Origin of the sequence: Haloferax prahovense (assembly GCF_000723845.1) — an archaeon.
Taxonomy (GTDB): Archaea; Halobacteriota; Halobacteria; order Halobacteriales; family Haloferacaceae; genus Haloferax; species Haloferax prahovense.
On record NZ_LK053000.1, the window covers coordinates 2,180,265 to 2,203,383 of the forward strand.

Annotated in this window: 25 protein-coding genes and 1 CRISPR repeat array; of the genes, 22 read left to right on the forward strand and 3 right to left on the reverse strand. The window is 58.4% G+C overall.

Features of this window, described 5'->3' with window-relative positions; translation table 11 throughout:
* The first annotated feature begins 3 nt into the window (after positions 1-3).
* From cas4 to BN984_RS10965, 7 genes are all read left to right on the forward strand, one after another.
* Positions 4-471, forward strand: coding sequence for a CRISPR-associated protein Cas4 (gene cas4 / locus BN984_RS10945; protein ID WP_049968221.1), 468 nt, complete (start codon positions 4-6; stop codon positions 469-471).
* Positions 472-473: 2 nt separating this feature from the next.
* On the forward strand, positions 474-1,469 hold the full coding sequence (gene cas1b / locus BN984_RS19090; protein WP_049904936.1) for a type I-B CRISPR-associated endonuclease Cas1b: 996 nt from the start codon (positions 474-476) through the stop codon (positions 1,467-1,469).
* On the forward strand, positions 1,469-1,729 hold the full coding sequence (cas2, locus tag BN984_RS19095) for a CRISPR-associated endonuclease Cas2 (RefSeq protein WP_004972490.1): 261 nt from the start codon (positions 1,469-1,471) through the stop codon (positions 1,727-1,729). Before cas1b ends, cas2 begins: the two co-directional genes overlap by 1 nt.
* A gap of 97 nt (positions 1,730-1,826) precedes the next feature.
* Positions 1,827-5,605: direct repeats of the CRISPR family, unit length 30 nt; unit sequence GTTTCAGACGTACCAAGCTGGTGTTGAAGC.
* A 295-nt stretch (positions 5,606-5,900) separates the two neighbouring features.
* Positions 5,901-6,416: a DUF7342 family protein gene (locus BN984_RS10950; RefSeq protein WP_081909233.1), complete on the forward strand. Its 516-nt coding sequence runs from the start codon at positions 5,901-5,903 to the stop codon at positions 6,414-6,416.
* A 4-nt stretch (positions 6,417-6,420) separates the two neighbouring features.
* Positions 6,421-6,861, forward strand: a complete 441-nt coding sequence (locus tag BN984_RS10955) for a hypothetical protein (RefSeq protein WP_049968222.1) — start codon at positions 6,421-6,423, stop codon at positions 6,859-6,861.
* Positions 6,862-6,893: 32 nt separating this feature from the next.
* Positions 6,894-7,286, forward strand: coding sequence for a hypothetical protein (locus BN984_RS10960; protein WP_049968223.1), 393 nt, complete (start codon positions 6,894-6,896; stop codon positions 7,284-7,286).
* A gap of 131 nt (positions 7,287-7,417) precedes the next feature.
* The gene (locus tag BN984_RS10965) at positions 7,418-7,672 is read left to right on the forward strand and encodes a hypothetical protein (protein WP_049968224.1); all 255 of its coding nucleotides are present in this window, start codon (positions 7,418-7,420) and stop codon (positions 7,670-7,672) included.
* Here BN984_RS10965 and BN984_RS19445 read toward each other — a convergent pair.
* Both BN984_RS19445 and BN984_RS10970 read right to left on the reverse strand, forming a co-directional pair.
* The gene (locus BN984_RS19445) at positions 7,662-8,720 is read right to left on the reverse strand and encodes a hypothetical protein (RefSeq protein ID WP_147302764.1); all 1,059 of its coding nucleotides are present in this window, start codon (positions 8,718-8,720) and stop codon (positions 7,662-7,664) included. The genes BN984_RS10965 and BN984_RS19445 overlap by 11 nt on opposite strands.
* Before the next feature lie 48 nt (positions 8,721-8,768).
* Positions 8,769-9,875, reverse strand: coding sequence for a Cdc6/Cdc18 family protein (locus BN984_RS10970; RefSeq protein WP_244877462.1), 1,107 nt, complete (start codon positions 9,873-9,875; stop codon positions 8,769-8,771).
* Positions 9,876-10,570: 695 nt separating this feature from the next.
* Here BN984_RS10970 and BN984_RS10975 point away from each other — a divergent pair.
* Genes BN984_RS10975 through BN984_RS10990 form a run of 4 tightly spaced genes read left to right on the forward strand, consistent with a single transcriptional unit; the run spans position 10,571 to position 14,213 of the window.
* Positions 10,571-11,272: a metal-dependent transcriptional regulator gene (locus BN984_RS10975; RefSeq protein ID WP_049968226.1), complete on the forward strand. Its 702-nt coding sequence runs from the start codon at positions 10,571-10,573 to the stop codon at positions 11,270-11,272.
* Between the two features lie 3 nt (positions 11,273-11,275).
* Entirely contained in the window at positions 11,276-12,538 is a 1,263-nt protein-coding gene (locus BN984_RS10980) for a multicopper oxidase domain-containing protein (RefSeq protein WP_049968228.1), read from the forward strand.
* The gene (locus tag BN984_RS10985) at positions 12,539-13,774 is read left to right on the forward strand and encodes a ZIP family metal transporter (RefSeq protein ID WP_049968229.1); all 1,236 of its coding nucleotides are present in this window, start codon (positions 12,539-12,541) and stop codon (positions 13,772-13,774) included.
* A 28-nt stretch (positions 13,775-13,802) separates the two neighbouring features.
* Complete coding sequence (locus BN984_RS10990; protein WP_049968230.1) at positions 13,803-14,213, forward strand: plastocyanin/azurin family copper-binding protein; 411 nt, start codon at positions 13,803-13,805, stop codon at positions 14,211-14,213.
* 78 nt (positions 14,214-14,291) lie between these two features.
* On the opposite strand, the gene BN984_RS10995 is transcribed toward BN984_RS10990, so the two are convergent.
* Positions 14,292-14,528, reverse strand: a complete 237-nt coding sequence (locus BN984_RS10995) for a hypothetical protein (RefSeq protein ID WP_049968231.1) — start codon at positions 14,526-14,528, stop codon at positions 14,292-14,294.
* A gap of 169 nt (positions 14,529-14,697) precedes the next feature.
* On the opposite strand from BN984_RS10995, the gene BN984_RS19450 reads away from it, so the two are divergent.
* The 11 genes from BN984_RS19450 (at position 14,698) to BN984_RS11045 (ending at position 23,033) form a co-directional block, all read left to right on the forward strand.
* On the forward strand, positions 14,698-14,841 hold the full coding sequence (locus BN984_RS19450; RefSeq protein ID WP_156037891.1) for a hypothetical protein: 144 nt from the start codon (positions 14,698-14,700) through the stop codon (positions 14,839-14,841).
* The gene (locus tag BN984_RS11000; protein ID WP_049968232.1) at positions 14,834-15,229 is read left to right on the forward strand and encodes a hypothetical protein; all 396 of its coding nucleotides are present in this window, start codon (positions 14,834-14,836) and stop codon (positions 15,227-15,229) included. Before BN984_RS19450 ends, BN984_RS11000 begins: the two co-directional genes overlap by 8 nt.
* Positions 15,216-16,709, forward strand: a complete 1,494-nt coding sequence (locus tag BN984_RS11005) for a hypothetical protein (protein WP_049968233.1) — start codon at positions 15,216-15,218, stop codon at positions 16,707-16,709. The genes BN984_RS11000 and BN984_RS11005 overlap by 14 nt, the downstream gene beginning before the upstream one ends.
* Positions 16,710-16,714: 5 nt before the next feature.
* The gene (locus tag BN984_RS11010; protein ID WP_049968234.1) at positions 16,715-17,221 is read left to right on the forward strand and encodes a hypothetical protein; all 507 of its coding nucleotides are present in this window, start codon (positions 16,715-16,717) and stop codon (positions 17,219-17,221) included.
* 63 nt (positions 17,222-17,284) lie between these two features.
* Positions 17,285-17,641 (forward strand): hypothetical protein, encoded by a 357-nt coding sequence (locus BN984_RS11015; protein ID WP_049968235.1) that lies wholly within the window; start codon positions 17,285-17,287, stop codon positions 17,639-17,641.
* Positions 17,638-18,165, forward strand: coding sequence for a hypothetical protein (locus BN984_RS11020; protein WP_181950696.1), 528 nt, complete (start codon positions 17,638-17,640; stop codon positions 18,163-18,165). Before BN984_RS11015 ends, BN984_RS11020 begins: the two co-directional genes overlap by 4 nt.
* Positions 18,162-18,437 carry a hypothetical protein gene (locus tag BN984_RS11025; RefSeq protein WP_049968236.1) on the forward strand — a complete coding sequence of 92 codons (276 nt, stop codon included), beginning with the start codon at positions 18,162-18,164 and terminating at the stop codon, positions 18,435-18,437. The genes BN984_RS11020 and BN984_RS11025 overlap by 4 nt, the downstream gene beginning before the upstream one ends.
* 54 nt (positions 18,438-18,491) lie before the next feature.
* On the forward strand, positions 18,492-18,914 hold the full coding sequence (locus tag BN984_RS11030) for a hypothetical protein (protein WP_049968238.1): 423 nt from the start codon (positions 18,492-18,494) through the stop codon (positions 18,912-18,914).
* 12 nt (positions 18,915-18,926) lie between these two features.
* On the forward strand, positions 18,927-20,711 hold the full coding sequence (locus BN984_RS11035) for a hypothetical protein (protein ID WP_049968239.1): 1,785 nt from the start codon (positions 18,927-18,929) through the stop codon (positions 20,709-20,711).
* A gap of 127 nt (positions 20,712-20,838) precedes the next feature.
* Complete coding sequence (locus BN984_RS11040) at positions 20,839-21,498, forward strand: hypothetical protein (protein WP_244877464.1); 660 nt, start codon at positions 20,839-20,841, stop codon at positions 21,496-21,498.
* 116 nt (positions 21,499-21,614) lie between these two features.
* Positions 21,615-23,033, forward strand: a complete 1,419-nt coding sequence (locus BN984_RS11045) for a hypothetical protein (RefSeq protein WP_049968240.1) — start codon at positions 21,615-21,617, stop codon at positions 23,031-23,033.
* Positions 23,034-23,119: the final 86 nt, after the last annotated feature.

Consider the following 23,119-nt stretch of genomic DNA (forward strand, 5'->3'; position numbering starts at 1 on the left):
CTGATGGTTAAGTACTACCACACGTGTCATCGAGAACTGTGGTTTTATTCGAACAAGCTCGATGTTGACCGGTCAAATACTGGTATCGTGCACGGTTCGAAGATTGATGACACGACCTACACCGACGGTCGCCGGAGAGTATTCATTGACGGTACGATCGCAATTGACGTGCTTGAAGATGGAACTGTTGTAGAAATCAAGCGATCCAGCAAACTCGAACAGCCCGGTGAGTGGCAGCTTAAATTCTATCTCTGGTATTTGAAGACCAACAAAGGCCTAGACGTCGATGGTCAACTGTCGTACCCTCGAGAACGAAAGCGTGAGTCAGTAGAACTCACTACTGAAGATGAGGAGTATATCTGCAAAATAATCCCGGAGATACAGGAGATTATTGAACGCCCGGCGCCACCAGACCCTGAGTTGAAGCCAATCTGCGACACGTGTGCCTATCACGACTTTTGTTGGGTCTAATCATGAGACAGAGCTATCACCTGTTCAAAAACGGACGGTTTGAGCGCGATCAGAATACACTCCGTGTCATCACGGAAGAGGGTAGTGGCCCACATTATCTTCCGGTAGAGAACGTTGGCTCGCTGTACTGCCATGGCCAGCTGGACTTCAATACACGCGCCTTAGACTTCCTCAGCCAACAGGGAATTGTCATGCACGTGTTCAATTGGCAAGATTACTACGCTGGAACGTATATGCCGCGTAAATCACTCGTTTCAGGCCGGTCAACAGTTGATCAAGCGCTACATTACGCACGAACAGCAGAACGGCTTCCAATTGCACGAGCAATCGTCACCGGGGCTGCTCGAGAGATGATCTCAAACGTGAGATATTACGCTCGTAAGCAGGATGGTCTCACCTCTATTGTGGATCGTATTGAGGAACGTCTGTCTGCTGTCCCTGAATCAGACGACGTTAATACGCTCCGTGGCATCGAAGGTTCAATTCGTAGTGAGTATTACAGTCTCTTTCGAGAGGTTACCCCGGACAGCCTTCCGTTCATTAAACGGGAATTCCGACCACCACCGAACGAAGTAAACTCACTCATTTCGTTCGGTAACAGCTTACTCTATAGCGCGATTCTCACCGAAATCTACTCAACACATCTGGACCCCACAATTAGCTACCTACACGAACCAGCAGAGAGAAGATACTCACTCTGTTTGGACTTGAGTGAACTTTTCAAGCCGCTTATCGTTGATCGCCTGATCTTCCGTTTACTCAATCGAAAACAGATAACTGAGGACGATTTTGATAGTGGAATGAACGGTTGTCTGTTAACTACCAGCGGTCGACGACTGTTCGTACGCGAATTTGAGGAAACTTTAGAGCGTACCGTTGAGCATCCAACGCTGAAACGCCACGTTTCGTATCAGTATCTGTTGCGCTTAGAGGCGTACAAATTACATAAACACGTGATTGGTGACAAAGAGTATGAGCCGTTCAAAAGGTGGTGGTAATGTACGTCATTGCAGTATATGATATGGAAGCAGAGCGAACTCAGCTGATGCTCTCTCTGCTTCGACGATATCTCACACACGTGCAAAATTCTGTTTGTGAAGGTGAATTGACTGATGCGCAGTATGCGGTTTTAACCGAAGAAATTGAAGAGACAGTTAAGCCGAACGAATCTGTGATTCTGTACCAACTACGAGACGACAACTGGTTGAATCGGAAAATCTATGGCTCTGACCCAATGGATGACCATCGGCTCATCTGACCATCAACCTACTTAAACGAACCCGCTACTGAGGGTCGATGGAAACTAGTCCTTGTAAACAACAGTTATGAGCCTTGAGGGTGGAATTTCGACCGGGGTTTCAGACGTACCAAGCTGGTGTTGAAGCGGTCGACCACTCCTCGACGTCAAGGCCGGCGTAGTGTTTCAGACGTACCAAGCTGGTGTTGAAGCGTCGAGGACGGCCGCAGGGTCGTCGAGGTCGGTCGCGTTTCAGACGTACCAAGCTGGTGTTGAAGCGAGCTCCTTCGGGAGCACGGAAACCTCACTCCCCGGGTTTCAGACGTACCAAGCTGGTGTTGAAGCTCTGACCACTCCGACGCCTGGAGTGAGTCGCTCGCGGTTTCAGACGTACCAAGCTGGTGTTGAAGCAGTAACTATGACAGAACCAGACGAGGGAGGGATTCGTGTTTCAGACGTACCAAGCTGGTGTTGAAGCCCAATGCGGCGGTCGGGTCATCCCCGAAGCCCACGTTTCAGACGTACCAAGCTGGTGTTGAAGCGCTCAGGCTCAACGTGGAAAAACCACCAGCGGCGGTTTCAGACGTACCAAGCTGGTGTTGAAGCTCCAAACCGACCGTTTGCACGGATTGAATCAGGAGGTTTCAGACGTACCAAGCTGGTGTTGAAGCGACCTACAAGAGTGCTCACCATCGACTATTATACCTGTTTCAGACGTACCAAGCTGGTGTTGAAGCACCCCGCGAGCATCATCGTCCCGAGCATCACCTCCTGGTTTCAGACGTACCAAGCTGGTGTTGAAGCGAGGAAGAAGATCGAGGGCCAGAAGAAGAGGAGAAAGTTTCAGACGTACCAAGCTGGTGTTGAAGCGGGATCAGTGACGGGCGGCATCCCGGAGGCGCGAGTTTCAGACGTACCAAGCTGGTGTTGAAGCGATTGCACGACCAGAGAGCAACCGTGCATTATGACGGTTTCAGACGTACCAAGCTGGTGTTGAAGCACGGTCGGAGAAACGGAGCGAGTCGGGTGCAAATCGTTTCAGACGTACCAAGCTGGTGTTGAAGCGCGAACTCGACTCGACGGACCTCGCGCTCATGGACGTTTCAGACGTACCAAGCTGGTGTTGAAGCGATAGGCCGGGTTGGGGATTTCGAGTTCCAACGGCGGTTTCAGACGTACCAAGCTGGTGTTGAAGCTCTATCCCGGCATGATTCTCGAAGTCACCGGGACGGTTTCAGACGTACCAAGCTGGTGTTGAAGCCGTGTAGAGCGACTGCGAGCCCGAGTAGACCCGCGAGTTTCAGACGTACCAAGCTGGTGTTGAAGCTGACATCACCAACATCGACTCCGAGTCGGTCAGCAGGTTTCAGACGTACCAAGCTGGTGTTGAAGCACTCTCGCGCCATCTCGCCCGCGCGGCCGTCGATTGTTTCAGACGTACCAAGCTGGTGTTGAAGCAATGCGTTAAGCGGCGATTTGGTTGGTGGGGATGCGTTTCAGACGTACCAAGCTGGTGTTGAAGCAAGACGACGTCAACATCGATCGAGCGGTGATGATCCGTTTCAGACGTACCAAGCTGGTGTTGAAGCCGTGCAGGACGGACATTGTCACTCCAATCTTCATGTTTCAGACGTACCAAGCTGGTGTTGAAGCACGATGGGAATTTTCAGCAACAGTAGCAGCTCGGTGTTTCAGACGTACCAAGCTGGTGTTGAAGCGACTTTCAGAAGTTGGAGAACGCCGGGAAGACGGAGTTTCAGACGTACCAAGCTGGTGTTGAAGCTATCATGAAACGATACTGCCCGAAATGTGGCCACCGAGTTTCAGACGTACCAAGCTGGTGTTGAAGCTTGCATCGTTATAAAGTGTCACGTCAACGCTTGTGTTTCAGACGTACCAAGCTGGTGTTGAAGCCGCTCTCAGCGTTCGCATCCGACCCGTGGGCGGTCTGTTTCAGACGTACCAAGCTGGTGTTGAAGCCTGAGTGATCCACTTCGGAAGCGGCACAGGGATTGGTTTCAGACGTACCAAGCTGGTGTTGAAGCCAGCAGCGCGAACGTGTCTGTGTCGACTGCGGGGAGGTTTCAGACGTACCAAGCTGGTGTTGAAGCCGCCAGCCGCGTCGCGCATATCTTTCTGGTCGACACCAGTTTCAGACGTACCAAGCTGGTGTTGAAGCTTTCCCCCTATATCCATGTCTTCATAGGCTTCTTGTTTCAGACGTACCAAGCTGGTGTTGAAGCACGATGATGGCCGTTTGATTCGCGTCAGAGAGATGGTTTCAGACGTACCAAGCTGGTGTTGAAGCACGTACGACTTCAAGCGCTTCATGGTCTACGTCGTCGTTTCAGACGTACCAAGCTGGTGTTGAAGCTCGCTCTGGTCCGGGTTCTAACCCCGCAGACCGCGTTTCAGACGTACCAAGCTGGTGTTGAAGCCAGTGGTCATCATTTCGGCTGGTGTCGCAGGAGCGGGTTTCAGACGTACCAAGCTGGTGTTGAAGCTCGCTGGCAGGAGTTCGACATCCCGCATCCGGATGCGGGTTTCAGACGTACCAAGCTGGTGTTGAAGCTTCGACCATCGCGACCCCTCGCTCGAACTCCTGAGCGTTTCAGACGTACCAAGCTGGTGTTGAAGCAATCAGCAACACCGCAGTCACGAGCAGGAACGCGCTGTTTCAGACGTACCAAGCTGGTGTTGAAGCCAGAGAAATAGGCAAGTATGGCAATGGCAGATTCAGTTTCAGACGTACCAAGCTGGTGTTGAAGCTCTGTCTGGGCGGTCATCCACGACCCGATTCGCCCGTTTCAGACGTACCAAGCTGGTGTTGAAGCAACCAACGAAATTCAATCGCGTCAAGGTTGACAAAGAGTTTCAGACGTACCAAGCTGGTGTTGAAGCAAGATGGTGGCTTGCAATGGAGGTGTCCGGCCATGAGTTTCAGACGTACCAAGCTGGTGTTGAAGCGAACCCGGTGCCAGAGGTCAATGCAGAGAAGGTGTTTCAGACGTACCAAGCTGGTGTTGAAGCGGATAACCGCGGTCAACAACGAGGTGTTGACCGTTGTTTCAGACGTACCAAGCTGGTGTTGAAGCGGGAGCTACGCGACGCGGAGCGACCTTCCGGACGAGTGTTTCAGACGTACCAAGCTGGTGTTGAAGCGTCTCCTCGAGTGGAGCTGCAACCTATGCGTTCGACGGTTTCAGACGTACCAAGCTGGTGTTGAAGCGAACTCGGCGATGCGCTCGCGGTCGCGCTCGACGCCCGTTTCAGACGTACCAAGCTGGTGTTGAAGCAGATTGTGCGGTTCGTCCTCGACCATGCGTGGAACCGTTTCAGACGTACCAAGCTGGTGTTGAAGCTCCGCTCGCGATAGTAGCCCTCGCCGTCCGCCGTCCGGCCGGCGCGGGTTTCAGACGTACCAAGCTGGTGTTGAAGCACGCGGATGTCATATTCTTCGCCGTCTTGGAGGCCGTTTCAGACGTACCAAGCTGGTGTTGAAGCAGATAACAACACTTGCCCTTGTGGGCATCGGCGGTGGGTTTCAGACGTACCAAGCTGGTGTTGAAGCAAGCCGCTCGAGGTCCACGTCATCGAGGAGACTCGTTTCAGACGTACCAAGCTGGTGTTGAAGCAAGCCGCTCGAGGTCCACGTCATCGAGGAGACTCGTTTCAGACGTACCAAGCTGGTGTTGAAGCACGAGTTGGGCGTCCACCCGAACACCATCGGGAACCAGTTTCAGACGTACCAAGCTGGTGTTGAAGCGCCGCACGACTTGAGGAGGCAGACCCCGAAGACGTCGTTTCAGACGTACCAAGCTGGTGTTGAAGCGGTATGTCCGGCATACTCAGCGGTGTAGTTCGCTTGTTTCAGACGTACCAAGCTGGTGTTGAAGCCGACAGCCCATGCCAGTCCGTCGTGTCGAGACGGTGGTTTCAGACGAACCCTTGTGGGATTGAAGCTGGCCGGGGTCGCGAGCGTGGCCGGCGTCACCGATGAGTTTCAGACGAACTCCTGTGAGATTACACTGTTGACGAACTAGAACTATCTCTTAGAGGACGGAGACCGGTAAAGCGTATTTTCTATGTAGTCAATGCGTCCTCAGACCCATCACCAAACGAACAGTATCCGTTGAGACGCCTATATTTCTAACCTAGTGGATATATGTTCAAGCATCTCGTAGAGCCGAGTATGCCCGACAAAGATCAGAACGACTCCCGCAATTCGATGACCCGTGGTGAGCGAATCCGCGCCGCCGCCCGGACGCTCCGAACGCCTCGGACTGCGTCGTGGGTCGCGAACGAGACAGAGACCTCCGTCAAAACGGCACAGAAGTACCTCAACCAACTCGTCGAGGACAACGTCCTCCGGAAGACCGAACAGGGGGATCAGACACTCTACTGCGTTGACCAGCTGATGGCGACCTACCGAGAGGTCGCAGCACTCCAGCGAGAACACAGCCGCGAGGAGTTGACGGATGCTCTTGATTCGATGCGGAGCAAGATTACGGACTGGAAGCAGTCATACGACGTCGAGACACCAGGAGAGCTCCGAGCAAGCATCGCAGACGCCGACGATGACGACGATGTTGAGACACGTCGCGAAGTCGCTAGTGAATGGGAACACCTTGCTGACCGTGTCTCTATCGTCCGGGCGGCGCTCAACGAGTACGACTGGGCGACCAAGCGAGATTCCATCTCCGCGTGACGAAATGGGGTTATCAGGAACTATCGACAGTTCGGTCTACGAAGGGTTGAAAGACGTCCTGCAGCGACATCCTGCGATCACGTCAGTAGCTTACGAACCGGATAGCATCGTCAAGAAGTTCATCCAAGCACAGGTCGACCCCAATCGGGTTGTGCCGACGACTGGTCCAAAGCCACCGACACTCGACGTTGAGTGGCGGTTCGTTGGGGACGACCCGGCGTTTCGGGTACATTACGCAGACCCGAATACTGGGTTCAACTGTGGGTGGCATCGCGACGACGATCACCCTGAACTCGGAGCAGTTCACTTCCAGCATTATGTTCCGGAGCTGGGAGAGACCAATCACGAGCCTGCACAGTTTGAGAAGCAGATTCCGACAGAGATACTCTGGGCTATTCTGGATCAGTTGTTTCAGGAACGACTTCCAGAGCTCACAATGGAGTAATTAGAGCTGGAAGACGAGCGAAACCTACGGCGATGACCACTGAACTATCGAGCTACAAGATCAGGTACAGACCGACTCGAGAGACGTTCAACAGCGGATTCACAATCGAGGGTGCAACCACGCTCAGGCTGAGTAATAACTCGAGGGACGACACCCAGAAACGAGATACTGCGGACTGCCTCGCGGAGCGCATCCTTGACCACGAACGAAGGTACGAGTATTCTGTCTGGGAACACGGGAACTACTTCGTCTTTGACAAAGACACCGGCGAACCGTTCGAGATCACGGTTGAGGATGAAGAGATCAATCTCCATGCAAAAGCAACGACCACGTCTACTACGTTCCGCAACTTCTGTAGTTTAGTGTTCGAAGCGTTCGACTCGGCCTATGCTCTGCAAAAGAACTCTCGAAGGCTGAGGTCGTGAGATGGCTGCTGTCTGTTAGATTGGGTACCCTGATCTGCCGTTGGACTCCCGGCCCCAGACATTTGTTCACCTATGCTCAATGGAAATATTGGGAAGCCTTTTTTACTGCAATTCTACAACTAACGGCCGTCATGAGTAGTGTGAATCGGTCTAATTTCGTTGTTGACGAGGTTACTCCACATAACATCTGGTTGAAGATGGAGGGCCAGTCAGCCATCTCTGTCGCTGTTGAGCGGACCGATAGCGCTTACTCAAACCAATTGGCCGAGTCGATTGAAGACCTGGAAGAAGGCGATAGGATCGAAGCTCAATTAGAGAGCAAAGATAAGCTGAACACTGTCTGGCGGTTTGACGACATCTCTGAGGAAAGACAACTCACTCCATAATCTTCGACAGCAACTGAGTGACAGGCCCGCTACCAGTTGTCTTCTCTACGTCGTCTGACTGTTGTTGTGGCTGATATGCCGTCAAGAAGTCTACCAGCAGGTATTCGATGAACTCTTCTTCATATTCTTCGGTCAGTTCCCAGAACAGGTAGCTCGTTACTGCAGTTCCAAGAATAAGTAACGGAGTGGGATTCCACAATTCCTCAATAACTGGTGTCCACGGAGTGACACCGACAATTCCATAGATTGGATTGAGAACGCCACTCAGGAGTTGGCCAAGCCAACTCACAGTTAGCAGAACAGTTATGAAATAAAACGCAATCCAGAGTCCTCGATGGAAGTTCCGTATCGCTTGAAAACGGAGTGCCCTTGGCGATGTCTCAAGTCGTTCGAGGTCGCTCGAAATCAGATGCAGTAAATCGCTATAGAAGTCTCCGCGGTTCTCATCAATGTCGTTCAATTGGTACCGTTCAATACAGATCTTCCAGACACGAGATGTGAGATGAATGTTGCCTAGTAGAGGTCGGTCTCTCTTGATTCGAATTAACAGCAAGGCTTCAACGTGTGCTCTGAGAAACCGAGCGACTCCACGTCGTATGGTAGACCGTATAGAGCCACTTAGGATGCCCTCATCATCTATCTCTTCTGTGAACTCTCTTTCAAGATCTGCTTCGATATCTTCGATGGTCCTCGACTGTCCTCCGATCCAGGTATAGATATCGTGTAAGCGGGGATATCGTGTCGGATAGTTATCAAAGTCCAATTCGGATGGGGAGAATTTGCCCTCGAACGACTGAATATAGATGATTGTGTTCTTGAATGATTCCCGTTTGCCGATTGCTCTCGCAGAGTAACTCTGGAGAAGATGGCCGACAGAGAATCCTACAATGAACAATAGGAGGATGCCGTTTACTGGAGCAGACAATATCTCAGAGAACCGGTCTGCAGGTAACAGTACAGAAACTCCTGCAAGAAAGATTGCACCAGGAATGAAGTTCCCGAGGAGATCGAAAACCGTGAGATCGCTAAACAGTCTGCCAATCGGCATGTTTACTGCGATTATATTCAGTCTATTAATACTGTCTGGTGGCTAGAATCACAGCCCCACATACCGCCGCCCGTTCGTCTCCCCTCGCGCTTCTACCAAATTGTAATCGGCCAACTTCTGCAGGTCACGCCGAAGCGACCGCGCCGCCCGTTCCTCTCCGGATTCCTCGATATACAGCGGCCGCAACTCACCCATCTTCAGCGGGCCGTGCTCGCGGACGAGTTCCAACAGCGTCGCTTCGTGCACCTTCAACTGACTCGTGGTCTTCTGTCGTAATTCCCCACGTGCCAACGGAACCGCCTCGTCGACGACGGCCGACGTGATCACGTCATCACCGGCCAACTTCGAGGCGCGATAGAGCGACCGAATCGACACGCGAGCATCGCCGGCGGCGTGGTCGGCGATCCGTTCGAGAATCTCCGTCGGCACGTCGTACTGCAGTCCCTCCCGAACCCGTGCATCGAGAATCTCGACCAGCTCCGAGATACGGTAGGGCTCACAGTAAATCCGCACGCCCGACCGGAACCGCGAGTGAACCCGCTCGTCCATCGAGGCGAACAGCTCTTCTTCGCGATTCGTGATCAACACGAGCGTCAGCTCCGGAATCGCATCCAGGCTGTACAGCAGGTCCGTCTCGTCCAGGCGGTCGACTTCATCGAGGATGACGACGTACGGCTTGTCGACCGACTCCCGAAGCCGAGTCAGGATCATGTCGTGGGCCGTCGACCGTCGGTGGAGGTCCCACACCGTCCCGACCTCCGAGAGAATGTCGTAGAGGACGACCCACGGCCGGTGGTCGTCCCAGCAGTTGACGTACCGAGTAACGACGTCGGCCTCGGTTTGGAGCTGCTTGAGTCCGAATCGCGCGGTCGTCGTCTTCCCCACGCCGGAGGGCCCGGTGACGATGGTGTTCGATCCCGAATTCCCGTCGAGAATGGGTGAGAGAGCCGTCGAGAGGAGATTTAACTCGTGGTTCCGGTGGACGAGATCGGCGGGCACGAAGGCGTCGACGTCGAATACTTCCTCTCGGGCGATCATTTTGCTGGAGATATCGATGTGGGGGGTACTTAATCGGTAATGAGGGCTGTCCGAATTGGCCGAATCAAGTGCTTGTACACCCACAATTTTTCCCGGAACAACACGCTCGAATCGCAATCGAATCGCGGATGCATGGGGTCGAACCGAAGCACGGTTGTTTCACGACGCAATCGAACGAACCCACAGTTCGAGTCGAGCGGCCCCACAACTGGCAGTAGCGACGAAAGCGAGGGTGTTCAGAGAGCGTCGAACCAGCGCACACAGATGCTGCGTCACACCCGAAATCGGGATGCAATCGCGTTCTGAAATCACCCGATACACCCCACTTTTGTTGGGGTGTACCGGCGATTCGGGTGTTTGAGGAGGTCGATTCGACCCGCTCAGGTGCCCGTTTGAGCGGTGTCTAGAGACTTGTTGGTAAAGCTACAAAGCCGGGAGAGGTGGCCCTATCCTACAAATCGAGGGATTTGGATTCGTATCGAGTGTGGGACCCTCGTTTTCGTCGTCAAATTTCTACACCCATGGTCGGGAATTATCGGGTACACCCTTGCGGGAACTTGGCGTCCATGTACACCCGTGAATTCCGGGGGTGTAGCGCCCCTCGGCCCGTAATAGGTGTTTGAAAAGGGTGTAGGATATTCGAGTCAAAAATAGTTCGGTAAGCAAACTACTCGCGTATTCCTCAAGGAGGTTCCTCCTCGTGTGGCTGACCTAGTTCGGATGAAAAATACAGCCTGTGTGAGTTGATGTACTTTCTAAACTGTATTCTCTCTATGAGAAACTATATATTTAGAGGCATCAAATTAATTCCTATGGTGACTCCAAGAGTCGAAGATTACCTGAAGGCGATATACTGTCTTCAGGACGGAGACGTCCCGGTCGCGTCATCCCAGATCGCGTCCGCGATAGGGGTCACACAACCAACCGTGACGACGATGTTGCAGCGAATGGACGACGATGGTCTCGTACATTACGAGAGTTATCAGGGTGCTCGTCTCACCGAGCGTGGCGAGAAGACGGCGCTCAAAGTGCTCCGCAACCATCGACTAGTCGAACTCTTCCTGACCGAGGAACTCGGATACGATTGGGCAGCGGTACACGACGAAGCAGACGTCCTCGAACACCATCTGAGCGAGAAGTTAGTCAAGCGAATCGAAGTGCTCCTTGGGTCACCTGTGGTAGATCCACATGGGGAACCGATTCCGACAGCTGACCTCGAAATTCGAGAGTGCGAGACACAGCAGTCGTTAGCGGAGTGTCAAGAGGGCACGGTTGCGGTCGTCTCTGAGGTGCGAGAAAACAGCACAGACGTCCTGTCGTATCTTGCGGACTCTGGAGTCTCGCTTGGAACGCAACTCGAGGTCGTCGAAACCGCGCCGTTCGGGATGGTTACATGCGACGTGAGTTCGACAGAAAAGCCGCTCTCGCTTCCGACTGACGTCGCTGCAGAAATATACGTATCACGGCCTGCTGAACCGGCTGAAAACGGACACAGACAGTACAACGAGGCGTAATACATGCCTTCACAAGATTATTCACAAGCAGCAAAGTTATCAGAGAGATTGGAGCAACGACTGGTTGATTCGCTCGAGTCGGATTTCAAGACCACTCGGCGGGCAGTTCTCGGCGGGCTTGGTCTCGCAGGGAGTGCCGCTCTTACTGGAATCGGACGAGCAGACAGCGACGATTCCCATGGCCCAAGAGGGGACTCACACGGGAATTTCGGCGCGACCGGAGAATATAGCGACACGGATTTCGACCCACACGAGTTTCTCTACCAGTTCAATACGGGACGTGGTGAACAAGAGAACGTCCCGCAGGACATCTACGAGGAGAACGGCCGAACCGTCCGCGAGTTCACGTTCCAGGCGGTCGACACCACAGTCACCATCGCACCCGGCATCGAATTCCCGGCATGGGCCTACAACGGCCAAGTGCCCGGTCCGACCATTCGTGCCGTTGAGGGCGATCTTATCCGCGTGAAGTTCGAAAACCTCGGACGACACGCCCACACTATCCACCCACACCTTCGGAATCTCAATCCGAAGATGGACGGGATCCCGCAGAACGGACCGGGCGTCCTCAATACGGGTGAGTCGTTCACGTATGAGTGGATCGCCCAACCCGCAGGCGTTCACTTCTATCACTGTCACTCGCTCCCGCTGAAAGAGCACATCCACCGGGGTCTGTACGGGGCGATCATCATCGATCCCGATCCGGAGCGTGTCGCCCAGCGACCTGAGGAGTACTGTGACTTCCACCGCTCGCAGATCACCGACGAACTCCGCGCAGCACTCGTCGCTGAGGCGAAGACGCGGAACCACGAATATCCCGAAAACGACGCCGTCAACGAGATGGTAATGGTGATGAACGGCTTCGACACCAACTTCGACGGCGGAAACGAGGTGTACGCAGCCAATACACGGGCGTTCGCCTATGGTGTTGGCGAGACCGACGGTCGAGGGAACTGGAAAGCTGGTGAAACCAAGCGCCCGATCCAGATCGACAAGAACCAGCGCCAGCGGGTGTATCTCATCAACGCAATCGAGTTCGACCTCATCAACTCGTTCCACACCCACTCGCAGTTCTTCGACTACTACGACCACGGAACGACGCTGCTGCCGACGAACCAGACCGTGGACACGATCATGCAGTGTCAGGCACAGCGCGGCATCATCGAACTGGATTATTCGAACCACGACCCGGGACTGTACATGTTCCACGCCCACCAGTCAGAGTTTGCTGAACTCGGCTGGATGAGCTTCTTCGAGGTGGTCTAAATGAGCAAACCAAACACCGATGGCGGAACGACTGCGAACCGATCCCAGCGGCCGCTGGGCCTTCCGAAGTGGGCTGCAGCACTACTTCCGGTCGTCCTTCTCGCACTCATTGCAGGTGGGTTCTTCGCGGCGACGCCGTTCGCGTCGCTCGACAACGGTGGTGCGCCACTCCCAGACGTGTCGGTGACGCATACGACCCTACCGAACGACGAGACCGTCGTCCTACACGTTACGAATAACGGCCCTGACGAAGTGACTATCTCACAGGTTCTTGTCGCAGAGGCCTACTGGAACTTCGATGTACAGGGTGCAGGTGGTGATAACACACTCGCTCCTCGTGAGAGTGCTGAAGTCGTTATTCCATACCACTGGAACCCGGGGTGGGACCTTGAGGTGGCTCTGTTGCTCTCGGACGGCGCAACCGTTCACCACACCATTATCGCCCCCAGCCAGTCACCGGGCCTGACGACCGACTTGTTGGTGACGATGGCCGTCATCGGCCTGTTCGTCGGCGTCATCCCCGTTGCACTCGGGATGCTGTGGTTCCCATTCCTCCAGTCGATGAGTGACCGCTGGCTCCACGCGATTCTCGCCTTTTCGGCGGGCATCCTGGCCTTCCTTGCTATCGACGCCGGGTTCGAGGCATTCGAACTCAGCGAGCAGGTACCAGGAGCGTTCGAGGGGCCCGCCCTCGTCGCGCTCGGCATTATTGGCGCGCTTCTCGCCGTTCAGGCCGTCAGCGCGTGGCGAAAGGGCCGTGCGGAAGCAGGTGATGCGCGTGCCCAGAGCGGTCTGTGGGTTGCCTACCTAGTTGCGCTCGGAATCGGCCTCCACAATCTCGCTGAGGGGCTCGCAATCGGGAGTTCGTTCGCACTCGGACGGGTCTCACTCGGTGCGTTCCTCGTCATCGGCTTCATGCTTCATAACGTGACTGAAGGACCAGCTGTCGTCGCACCCGTTGCACGCGGTGAGCGTCCGAACGTCCTCCACTTCCTCGGTCTGGGATTCATTGCAGGTGCTCCGGTCATCCTTGGTGGCTGGCTGGGTAGCCTTGCCTTTTCGCCGACACTCGGGGCGTTCTTCCTCGCTGTTGGCGTGGGTGCAATCCTCCAGGTCATCTGGGAGCTTCGAGAGATGGTCAGCCGGAATGGACGTGTCGGCTCTGCGCTGAATCTCGTGACGTTCCTCGTTGGGCTTGTCGTGATGTACGTTACTGACCTCTTCGTTGCACTCTGAACTCCCTCGACGAGCCTTCATACAAGAAATGAATCGACGGGATATTCTCAAACTCGGTGGAAGCGCTCTTGTAGCAACGGCAATCGCGGGTTGTTCGTCCAACACCAACCCCGACGGGACGGCACACGTCTCGATGAACGAAGACTTCGCGTTCGATCCAAAAACGCTCACCGTAAGCGCCGGCACAACAGTAAGATGGGTGAATGAGAGTGAGGTCGGGCACACAGTAACGGCCTACGAGGACGAGATACCAACTGAGGCACCGTATTTCGCGAGTGGTGGATTCGAGTCTGAACGGGCCGCACGAAACGACGTGAGCGGAGGGCTACTCGCGACTGACGAGACGTACGAACACACCTTCGACGTTACTGGGACGTACGCGTATGTGTGCATCCCACACGAGAGTTCAGGGATGACGGGCACGATAACGGTCAAGTAGAGCGTTGGTGGTCTCCCACTCGATCGATAGGATCTGTTGGGGGTTGAACGACTGTCGATCCCGTACTGAACTCTCAGTCTACACCGACCGCGTCGAACCCGCGCCGTCGACGCGGTAAATCTTCGCGACACACTGCTCCTCCAGCACCTCAGGAACATCCACATCGCCGCCGAACACGGCGTACTCGACGCCGGCTTCGATCTGCGGCGGCGAAATCACGACGCCGTTCCCCGACCGATACGCCGACCGCTTGTCGGCGTTCAACAGCGCTTGCAGGACTTCGATTCGCTCGGCGTCTGTTTCGGTGACTGCCATGGACGAACCTGCTGTACCAATCTAGATAACAATCTTGGTGAGATGACCCGTCTTGACGGCGCGAGACGGGCCCCAACGATTCCCGACAGGTCCGGATTTTCAGCGTCTTATCGTGTCTTCTAGCGTTTCTTGAATCGTCGGCGACGCCGAACGAGGTCGCCGGCGAACCATGACTGAGGGAGCTGACCGAACTCCGACTGGAGTTCACGGAGAAATCGTCGAGTACCGACGCTCGGAGGTCGAAGAGTGGGAGTCGCTCTTCGCGTCCGACGAAGCAACCATCGAGGCGACGGAGGACCCGCTCGATGGGTGACGTAGCAGTCACCGCGAACGGGCACACCCACGCAATGGCCGTCTCCGACCTCGAGGGAGACATCGAAGTCGACGTGGACGCGGCCACTGACCCCCGCGTCCGACTCCCGACCGACGTGTGCGTGTCCTACGTCGAAGACGACCTCGAAGCCGACGGCGGGGTGCGCGCACACACCCGGAGTCGCGTCGACGGCTACGGACTGGCCGGCAAGACCCGAGACTACGCGATGGCGGGGGCAATGCTGCTCGCGTCGGTCGCGGGGTGGCTCTGGGCGTCGGCGGGCGGCGGCATGCAGTTCGCCGCGCTCGTCACCGCGAGTGCCGCCGCCGGAGTCGGCGTCATCGCCTACCGGTCCGCCGCAGCGGGGGTGAGCCATGTCGGGGAGTAGTCGCCTGCTCTCGCTTCTGTCGGTCGCGATGGCCGTCCTCCTGTTGACCACGCCGGCCGCGGCCGCCGACGCATCCTCGGAGATCGACTTCTCGGCGGACGCGACGCCGAACCCGCAGTACGGCGTCCAACTCACGAAGGCGACGCACAACGCCTCGTGGGACTCGCCGCTTCGCTACGAGAACAACGACGGTGAGCTCGTCCTCGCGGACGCCGAGGTGAACGACTCGGTCGACAACCCGTACTCGTTCTACCCGACGCACGTCGACGCCGCGGACTTCGGCGCGTTCCCGGTCGACAAGGAGAACGTCTCCGCACTCGACGCGAGCGAGTGGACGGTCAACGAGTCCAACACGGCGGGCACGGTGACGCTCATGTCCGACTCGCCGGTGTCCGGCATCGACGGCGTGCGGTTCTCGACGACCTCGCAGACGAGCGGCGATGTGGCAGTCTTCGAGTTCTCGAACTTCTCTATCGACAGCGACATCCAGAAGAAGCATCTCGCGACCGCCGTCGACGTCGCCGAACTCGACGCCGGCGCAGTCGTCGTGCTTCGCGCGGTCGACGACGACGGCGACTACTACGCTGCCGAAATCAACGCGTCTCGCACGTCCGGTTCGAACCTCATCGCGAACGCGACCGGCTCGGGCTACGTCTTCCAAGAACAGATGGGCCAGATGGACCTCGTCACCGCGGGCGACGGCTCCGTCGGGACGCTCGAATCGGTGCAGGTCGTCGTCCGCGACGGCGACGCGGACGTGACGATGTCGATGCTGAACCTCGAGAAGCTCTCGAAGTACAAGCTCGGGACGCGCCTCGAGAATACGGACGACGACGACGAACTCGAGACGGTCGACGTGTACGAGAAGAACGCCTCGGGAACGCTCGCGGTGAACGAGCTCTCCTCGCTCGGGTCGTGGGCGAGTTCGGCGGCCATCAAGGGGCTGACCTTCGACGCGAACTTCACGGCCGAGCGACTCGACGCCGAGGACGTCGACGTCGAGTTCAAAGAGACCGGCAACAAGTATCCCGGCTACTTCGGGACCGTCACGGTTCAGTACCGGATGGCGCTGCCGGACGTGTACGACCTCGACTACCAGTTCCCGACGCTCACCGACGAGCAGTCGGTGACGCGCGACCGCGTCCTCTCGGTCGAACTCGCCGAGGGCGTCTCGGAGTCGACCGCGTTCGAGGACATCGAGTCGTGGACGGACAAGACGGCGCTGTACACGTCGCTGAACGCGTCGGTCACGCTCGACGACACCGTCCAGCCCGGACAGGACACGGTCATCAAGTACGAGTACAAGGTGACCGAGGACCAGTACGACGCGATGCAGCCGTCGGCGCTCGGCGGCGCAGGCTTCTCGTCGGACGACGGCGGTTGGTTCTCGTTCCTCTCTGGGTTCACGAACTGGATCGCCGCTGGCCTCGCGACCATCGCCGCGACTGTCGGCATCGCATCGAAGCGCTCGGGGGCCTGAAACCGATGGTGAACGCGCCTGGCGGCTCTGGGGGTGGGTCGTCGTCGAGCGGGTCGGGCGGGTCGAGCGGACCGCGCCTCGACGGCGCGCGGAGTTACATCGACTTCGCCGACCGATTCGACAACTTCGGTCAGGCGTTCATCGCGACCGTGAGCGGTATCGCCGTCTTCGCCGGGTCGGCGGTCATCGCGCTCGGCGAGTCGGTCGTCAACCTCCCCGTCACGCTGTTGGACGCCTTCGGCATCGGTGGCGAGGCGTGGGTGTTCGCGCTGACTCGCGACCCGGCGGAGTTCGTCTCGGCGTCGTTCCAATCGGCGGCCGATTCGCTCCTCACCGGGCCGTTCGCCGAACTCGGACCGTTCCTCCCGTGGATTGCGGCCATCGTCGCCATCGGCGTGGTCATGATCCTGACGTGGTATCTCGACCGCCGGGACTCGGACGTACCGGGACTCGGCGTCGACCTGCCGGTCATCGGAAACGACGAAGACGGCGACTTCACCGACGAGGAGTGATGACGGTGGGTCAGCAACGCGACCGTGGCGCGGTCGGCTCCCGACGACACCTGGGGGTGACTCATGTCGGGAACTGATGCCGCGCAGTACGTCGCGGACGACGGCTCTATCCGAGTCAAACGGCTCGTCGGAACGCTTCTCGCGGCGGCCGTGACGCTCTTCGGTTCGGTCCAGATCGAACTGCTGTCGGTACTGGTGAGCGCGCAGGTCGCGCTCATCGACTTCGTCGGGCGGTTTCTGACGGCGTTCGTCTCGAACGCGCTCGGCGAGAGTGCGGGAGTCGTGGCCGATAGTTGGCGAGCAGCAGCGGTCGCGGCGGTCGAGTTCGGCCCGTTTGCGCCGGTGCTGTTAGCCCTCGAAGCGGTCACTGTGCTCGTCATCGTCGCGACCATCTGGGACCTTCGGAGGGTCGTCTCGTGAACGCGCCGGACACCGGCGGTGAGACCTACAACAACTCCGGCGCACCTTCCGGTCCCGACCAGACGGCTGATACTGACACCGAGAGCGACGGCGGCGGCCTCAGCGTCTTGGGTACGCTCACATCGTTCTCCGACAACCCGGACCAACTCGAGTCGTTCCTGAAGGCTCCGGTGACGTTCATCGTGACGACCATCGGGACGTGGGTCGTGACGAACGTCTTTTTCCGGCCCGCTGAGTTCGCGTTCGAGACCGTCGACTGGGCGGTCGCGACGACGACCACCGTGATGGAGTCGGCTTTCGGAACGGCCGGTGAGAGTGCGTGGGAGGGGCTCACGCCGGTTCTGGAGCTACCGACGATGTTCCGCGACCTCCTCGCCGGTCCGCTGATGGACGCCGGCCTCGCCGCCCCGATTGCCGGTGGGTTCGCGTCGGCGCTGTTGGCGGCGGTCGCGACGCTCGTCGTCTATCTGGTCGTCCGGATCATCGTCGACGCGGTCCCCGGTCTCGGAGGGTTGCTCCCGTGAGCGACGACCAACAGAACCCGCTCGAACGAGGCGCAGCGGTTCTCGGAAGCGTCCTCGCCGGTGCGGCGCTCTACCTCAAGTCGTTCGTGACGCTCGACCCGGCGTTCCTGCTCTCGGGCGACTGGTACGGTATCGCGTCGCTGTTCACACGATTCATCGGTCCCCAACTGCTCCCGGCGCTGCCGTGGAACGCGCTGTTCTTCGCGGCGGCGCTCGGGATGCTCGCGGTTTCGCTGTTCAAACTTAGGAGTTCACGAAATGCAACGAAGTAACACGCAGACGACGAATCGAACGGAAACTGAACCGACGTCGACGGAGGCGAGTCGATGACTGTCCTCGAACTGCTGGCGTCGAACTGGCTGGCCGTACTCGGCGGCCTCACGGCGCTGGTGCTGGTCGGTTTCGCGTGGGCGGAGTACGAAGACGAGAAGACCGCCGCAGAAGTCGGTGCCGGCGTCGGAGCGCGTTCCAAGCGTGCCATCGGCGGTGGGGTCGGATTCCTCTCGGCGCTCACCGTGGGCGTCCTCGGCGGCCTCTACGAGGCCGGGATGTCGCTGGGTGACCTCGGTGCCGCGCTGGGCGACCTCTTCGTCAACGCGCCGGAACTCATCTCGGGCATCATCGTCGGCGTGGTCGGCACCGCCGGCCTCTCCGGTGTCGTCCCGCTATCGACGATTCAGTTCGTCGGTATCGCCATCGTCGCGCTCGGTATCGGCGGCATCGTGGGCCTCCGACGGGGGACCTTCTGAGGTGCGTCTCGAATGAGACGACTCACGAGGCTCGCGCTGCTGGCGCTGGTGCTGGTCGCGCTGTTGGTTCCGGTCGGTGCGGTCGCACAGTCCAACGAGACGGCGACTGAGGCGGACTCGGGGCTCACCCTCGAACAGTTGAACGAGCGCGGGCAGAAGCCGGCGAACGCACCCGACTCGGTCCGAGCGAGCGGAAGCTTCGGACAGTACGGCGTGAAATCGCTCCCGACGGGACTGCTGGTCATCGAGGGCGAGGACTCGCCGATGTGGTCGTTCCTGAGTCCCGGTGAGACGGTCCGCCGCAACTACGTTCGACTCGAGTCCCGTCGTGCCTTCGGCGTCGAACCCGAGAACGTGACCGTTCGCATCGCCTACTGGAAGGCGGGGACCGTCTCGAAGGAGCTGTCGGACGGGACCGTCGTCGAGGAGGAAGTCGCGAAGAACGTCACCACGCACTCCCAGAAGGTCACTGTCTCGGCGGGCTACTCGAAGCCGATTCGCATCGACCTGCTGCCGCACTACGACGACCGGGTTCGGACGACGATGTGCGTCGAAGAGCCGGGGGAGCCGAACTGTCTCGCCAACCCCGGCGCGAAGCGCTGGATGTTCTACCACGCCTCGACGAAGGCGGCGAAGCCCATCGAGACGAACTCGGAAGGGTCGCGGCTGGCGTGGTCGATCGGCCTCATCGCGTTCCCCTTTGCCGGCTTCACGTCGGTGACGCTGTTCGTCGGTCGCCGCGCGGTCGAGAAGGCCCGCGGGAATCCCGGCATCTCGCTTCTGGCGTGGGTACTGGCGCTCATCGGCATCGGCACCGCGATGGTCGTGTTCTGGCGGCAGGTCTCGTCGTCGCTCATCCGTGCGCCGTGGATGCTCGGCGTCATCGGGGGTATCTTCCTCGGCATCCTCGCGACCGAGTGGTTCGGCGACGACAGCTATCTCGCGCTCTTCGTCCGCCTCCGGGCGAAAGACGGGATGGACTCGATGGTCCGTCAGGCCGCGCCACAGGACGGCGACGACCGTCCCGACCCGCTCGCGGACGACCTCGCGACCGACGGCAGGTCGCAGGGCCGACAGACGGTCGACATGGACGCCGTTCCCGGCCGACTCATCGCCGACGTCTACCCACAGCGGATGGTCCGCGGCCCGGATGGCATCCGGTCGGCGGTGAAACGCGGACTGGCGCGGTTCTACGCCCGTGCTCGTGGCGCTCGAGCGGACATGGCGACGAACGGCCGGCCGCAAACGTCTATCGAGGTGAACGGCGGCCCCTACGAGGAGCTGTTCTTCCTCGACCCCGAGTCCCAGACCCCGGTCGAGTACGAACCCGAACGCCACGAGATTCGCTTCCCCGAACTCATCTCCCGCGACGAAGAGGGTCGCCTCGACGTGAACGCGACGGCGATTCTCGGCGGTGTGTCCGCGCTCGGCGCGTCGTGGCTCCTCGGAAGCGTCCTCCTCGATTCGCCGTCGCTCGGACTCCTCATCGGCGGGGGCGTCCTCTTCGCGACGAAGGTGATGCGCCCGGTCTCCGGCCGTTTCGGCGTTGACCTCGCACCGGTCCACTATGGCAACGCCCTCGCGGCGATGCTGAAACACGCCGACCAGATTGGGGACGTGAAGTCGTGGGAGACGCTGTTCGACCGGTTCCACGCCGAGAAGGCAGAGAACAAAGCGGAGAACAAGGCGCTGTCTGACCGCGCAGAAGCCTCGCAGATGGACACCGTCACGCGACGGTACATCGGCGGTGACTACAGGGAAACAGCCACCACAGACGGAGGGCAGGACGATGAGTGATACTCACCGTCGACATCGTCGTCCGTCCCAGTCTGAGACCGATGCAGATGGTGCGCCTCGTCGAGCGCTTGCAAAGCTGTCGGCCGACCAGCGCGACACGTTCCAACAACTTCTGGACGGGTTCGAGATGCGTTCCGACGTCCTGCGGTGGATGTCGGAGGTGACGATTCACACGCTTGGGGCGCTCGACGACGAATGGTTCGCCGAAATCGTCTCGTCGTCCGGCGCAATGTCCGCACTCCTCGACGAACCGTGGGGCACGATTCGAGAGGCTCCCGAGACGTTCTCGACGTCGACGGCCGCTGAAGTCCGTCGGTCTATCGCCGTCATGGACCTCCTTCCGGCCATTCGTCGGTCTCACCGCGAGTTCCGGTGGTCGGCAAAGGATTACCTCGACGATGACGACGACGGACCGATGCCAAACGTCCGAACGCAGGCACACCCGGCCATGCGTCCCGAGCTTGGAACACTCGAAGCCAGGATGTCGTCACTCCTCGACGAACTCCTCGCGGGGTTCGTCGACGAGGATGCGTTCGTCGAGTGGGGCCAAGAGGTCGTCCAAGCGAGCTACGCCGAGGTCGATTCGGACGTCATCGAGGCCGCGTACTTCGAACTCCCGGTCCGTCGGATGATGCTCGATGGCGGTGAGCGTGCTCGGTTTTTCCGAGAGTCGTGGGCTGCCGAGTTCGTCTTGTCCGGATTCAACGCGTCAGCTCGGCAGGTGGCTAACCGCGCAACCGAGGTGGCACAGAACGCGACGAAAGAGACCCACGTTCCGAGTGGATAACTATGTCAAAAGCACGAAACAATTCGACCCCTCCACGGGGGCACGACTGGGGCGAGAGGACGCAACAAGCCGTCTCTCACACTGCCCCGAAGCATTGGAAGACAGACGCGTACGAGATGCGCCAGAAGTTCGGCATCCCTCCGTTCGATCCAGAGGAGTTCGTCCCAGAACCGGGGCAGGTTAAGTCGGGAGTCTACCCCGACCTCGTCGTCCACGAGCGGAAGCCAGACGTGACGACGACACCGCGTGGAACGGACGCGTTCATCAAAGGCGACCGCGGGTCGGGGAAGTCAACAAAGGCCGCGTCGCTCGCGATTCGGCTGATGGAAGACTTCCCGTTCGTCGACGAGATGAACGCGAACAAAGTCATCTGGCGCGGCTCTCCTGCACGCTCCGAGTGGCTTCGTCTCAAAGAGTGGGCGACTGTCTGGCTCCCCGAGCACGCGACGGTTGAGGCGACGTGGGAAGACGAAGACGATGGTCGGTACGAGGCTGCCATCGAGGATGTCGTTCGCGATGTCCGATACTACGACGACGTCCTCGACCTCGTCGACAAGCTGGCCGAACAGAAGCCCGGGACGTTCAACGTCGTCTATCCCGACCCGTCGTTTTCAGGCTGCCGTGAACTCACAGAAGAGACCCAACGCGTCGGCGAGCCGCTCCCGTTCATCCCAACGTGGGAGGCAGACCCGTCGGAAGGGCGGCACGCGACGCCGCTCACCGACTGGTGGTTCGCGTTCATCCTCGCGCGCACAGAACACGGCACGCACATGGGATGGACGGCGCTCATCTTCGACGAAGTCGGCGACTTCGTCCCGCAGTCCGCCCGGAACTCGCCGGGCCGTCGACTGTGGGACAAAATCGATCTCCTGCGGTCACTGTGGGCCGAGTCGCGACGCGCTCGCTTCTCGCAATACTACCTCGGCCACTACGAAGAGAACGTCCACGAGAAGATTCGGCGCGAGTTCAAGTGGCGGATTCAGATGCCGGACGGGTCGCCGAACCCGCTTAAGAAGGTCCGCGGAACGTGGCCGCTCGGCTTCGACAACATCCCGATGACGACCGACCTCACGTCGGGTCTGTCGATCGGCACAGGGCTGTGCTACAACACCGCGAAGTTCTCGTACTTCGGGTGGAAGGACATTCCAGAAGCACCTGCGGACGAGAACCGATGGCTTCGAGCTCGACTCGGTGCACCCGCAGAGCTACCGGCGTCGTCGACGGACGTCGACGCTGACTCGAACGAGAAACCAGAGTTCGACGATTCGGTCTTTGCCTCGTGGCAGAACCAGATGGACCACCGTCTCTACGTTCGAGACCCGGGCTCGGGGTGGATATCAGCGAAGACGGGGGCTGTTGGCGACGAGTTGGCGTCCCCAATCGAGGGGATGGCGTTCGAAGAACCAGCCGTCGAGGACGGGGAGGTCGTGGTGAGGATGGCCGGAAGCGACGTTGGTTCTGTCGTCGTTGCTTGCATTCCAACGACTTCGCAGTCCTTTAAGTTGGGGTCGGATATTGGGGGTGAGCTGGCGTGAGGCGAAATCTCCGGGAACTGTCGGATTCCCTGACACGCCTCCCGCGCGCGTATTATAATCATGATACTGAAATACCCCCCGGGAGG

Excerpts from the sequence above, each read along its gene's own strand:
- cas4 (WP_049968221.1), top strand. The coding sequence starts at position 4 with ATGGTTAAGTACTACCACACGTGTCATCGAGAACTGTGGTTTTATTCG.
- BN984_RS11030 (WP_049968238.1), top strand. The coding sequence starts at position 18,492 with ATGACTGTCCTCGAACTGCTGGCGTCGAACTGGCTGGCCGTACTCGGC.
- cas2 (WP_004972490.1), top strand. The coding sequence starts at position 1,469 with ATGTACGTCATTGCAGTATATGATATGGAAGCAGAGCGAACTCAGCTG.
- BN984_RS10965 (WP_049968224.1), top strand. The coding sequence starts at position 7,418 with ATGAGTAGTGTGAATCGGTCTAATTTCGTTGTTGACGAGGTTACTCCA.
- BN984_RS10960 (WP_049968223.1), top strand. The coding sequence starts at position 6,894 with ATGACCACTGAACTATCGAGCTACAAGATCAGGTACAGACCGACTCGA.
- BN984_RS11005 (WP_049968233.1), top strand. The coding sequence starts at position 15,216 with ATGTCGGGGAGTAGTCGCCTGCTCTCGCTTCTGTCGGTCGCGATGGCC.
- BN984_RS10955 (WP_049968222.1), top strand. The coding sequence starts at position 6,421 with ATGGGGTTATCAGGAACTATCGACAGTTCGGTCTACGAAGGGTTGAAA.
- BN984_RS19445 (WP_147302764.1), bottom strand. The coding sequence starts at position 8,720 with ATGCCGATTGGCAGACTGTTTAGCGATCTCACGGTTTTCGATCTCCTC.
- BN984_RS11040 (WP_244877464.1), top strand. The coding sequence starts at position 20,839 with ATGCGTTCCGACGTCCTGCGGTGGATGTCGGAGGTGACGATTCACACG.
- BN984_RS11035 (WP_049968239.1), top strand. The coding sequence starts at position 18,927 with ATGAGACGACTCACGAGGCTCGCGCTGCTGGCGCTGGTGCTGGTCGCG.
- BN984_RS11045 (WP_049968240.1), top strand. The coding sequence starts at position 21,615 with ATGCGCCAGAAGTTCGGCATCCCTCCGTTCGATCCAGAGGAGTTCGTC.
- cas1b (WP_049904936.1), top strand. The coding sequence starts at position 474 with ATGAGACAGAGCTATCACCTGTTCAAAAACGGACGGTTTGAGCGCGAT.
- BN984_RS19450 (WP_156037891.1), top strand. The coding sequence starts at position 14,698 with ATGACTGAGGGAGCTGACCGAACTCCGACTGGAGTTCACGGAGAAATC.
- BN984_RS11015 (WP_049968235.1), top strand. The coding sequence starts at position 17,285 with ATGTCGGGAACTGATGCCGCGCAGTACGTCGCGGACGACGGCTCTATC.
- BN984_RS11010 (WP_049968234.1), top strand. The coding sequence starts at position 16,715 with ATGGTGAACGCGCCTGGCGGCTCTGGGGGTGGGTCGTCGTCGAGCGGG.
- BN984_RS11000 (WP_049968232.1), top strand. The coding sequence starts at position 14,834 with ATGGGTGACGTAGCAGTCACCGCGAACGGGCACACCCACGCAATGGCC.
- BN984_RS10975 (WP_049968226.1), top strand. The coding sequence starts at position 10,571 with ATGGTGACTCCAAGAGTCGAAGATTACCTGAAGGCGATATACTGTCTT.
- BN984_RS10950 (WP_081909233.1), top strand. The coding sequence starts at position 5,901 with ATGCCCGACAAAGATCAGAACGACTCCCGCAATTCGATGACCCGTGGT.
- BN984_RS10995 (WP_049968231.1), bottom strand. The coding sequence starts at position 14,528 with ATGGCAGTCACCGAAACAGACGCCGAGCGAATCGAAGTCCTGCAAGCG.
- BN984_RS10980 (WP_049968228.1), top strand. The coding sequence starts at position 11,276 with ATGCCTTCACAAGATTATTCACAAGCAGCAAAGTTATCAGAGAGATTG.
- BN984_RS10990 (WP_049968230.1), top strand. The coding sequence starts at position 13,803 with ATGAATCGACGGGATATTCTCAAACTCGGTGGAAGCGCTCTTGTAGCA.
- BN984_RS10985 (WP_049968229.1), top strand. The coding sequence starts at position 12,539 with ATGAGCAAACCAAACACCGATGGCGGAACGACTGCGAACCGATCCCAG.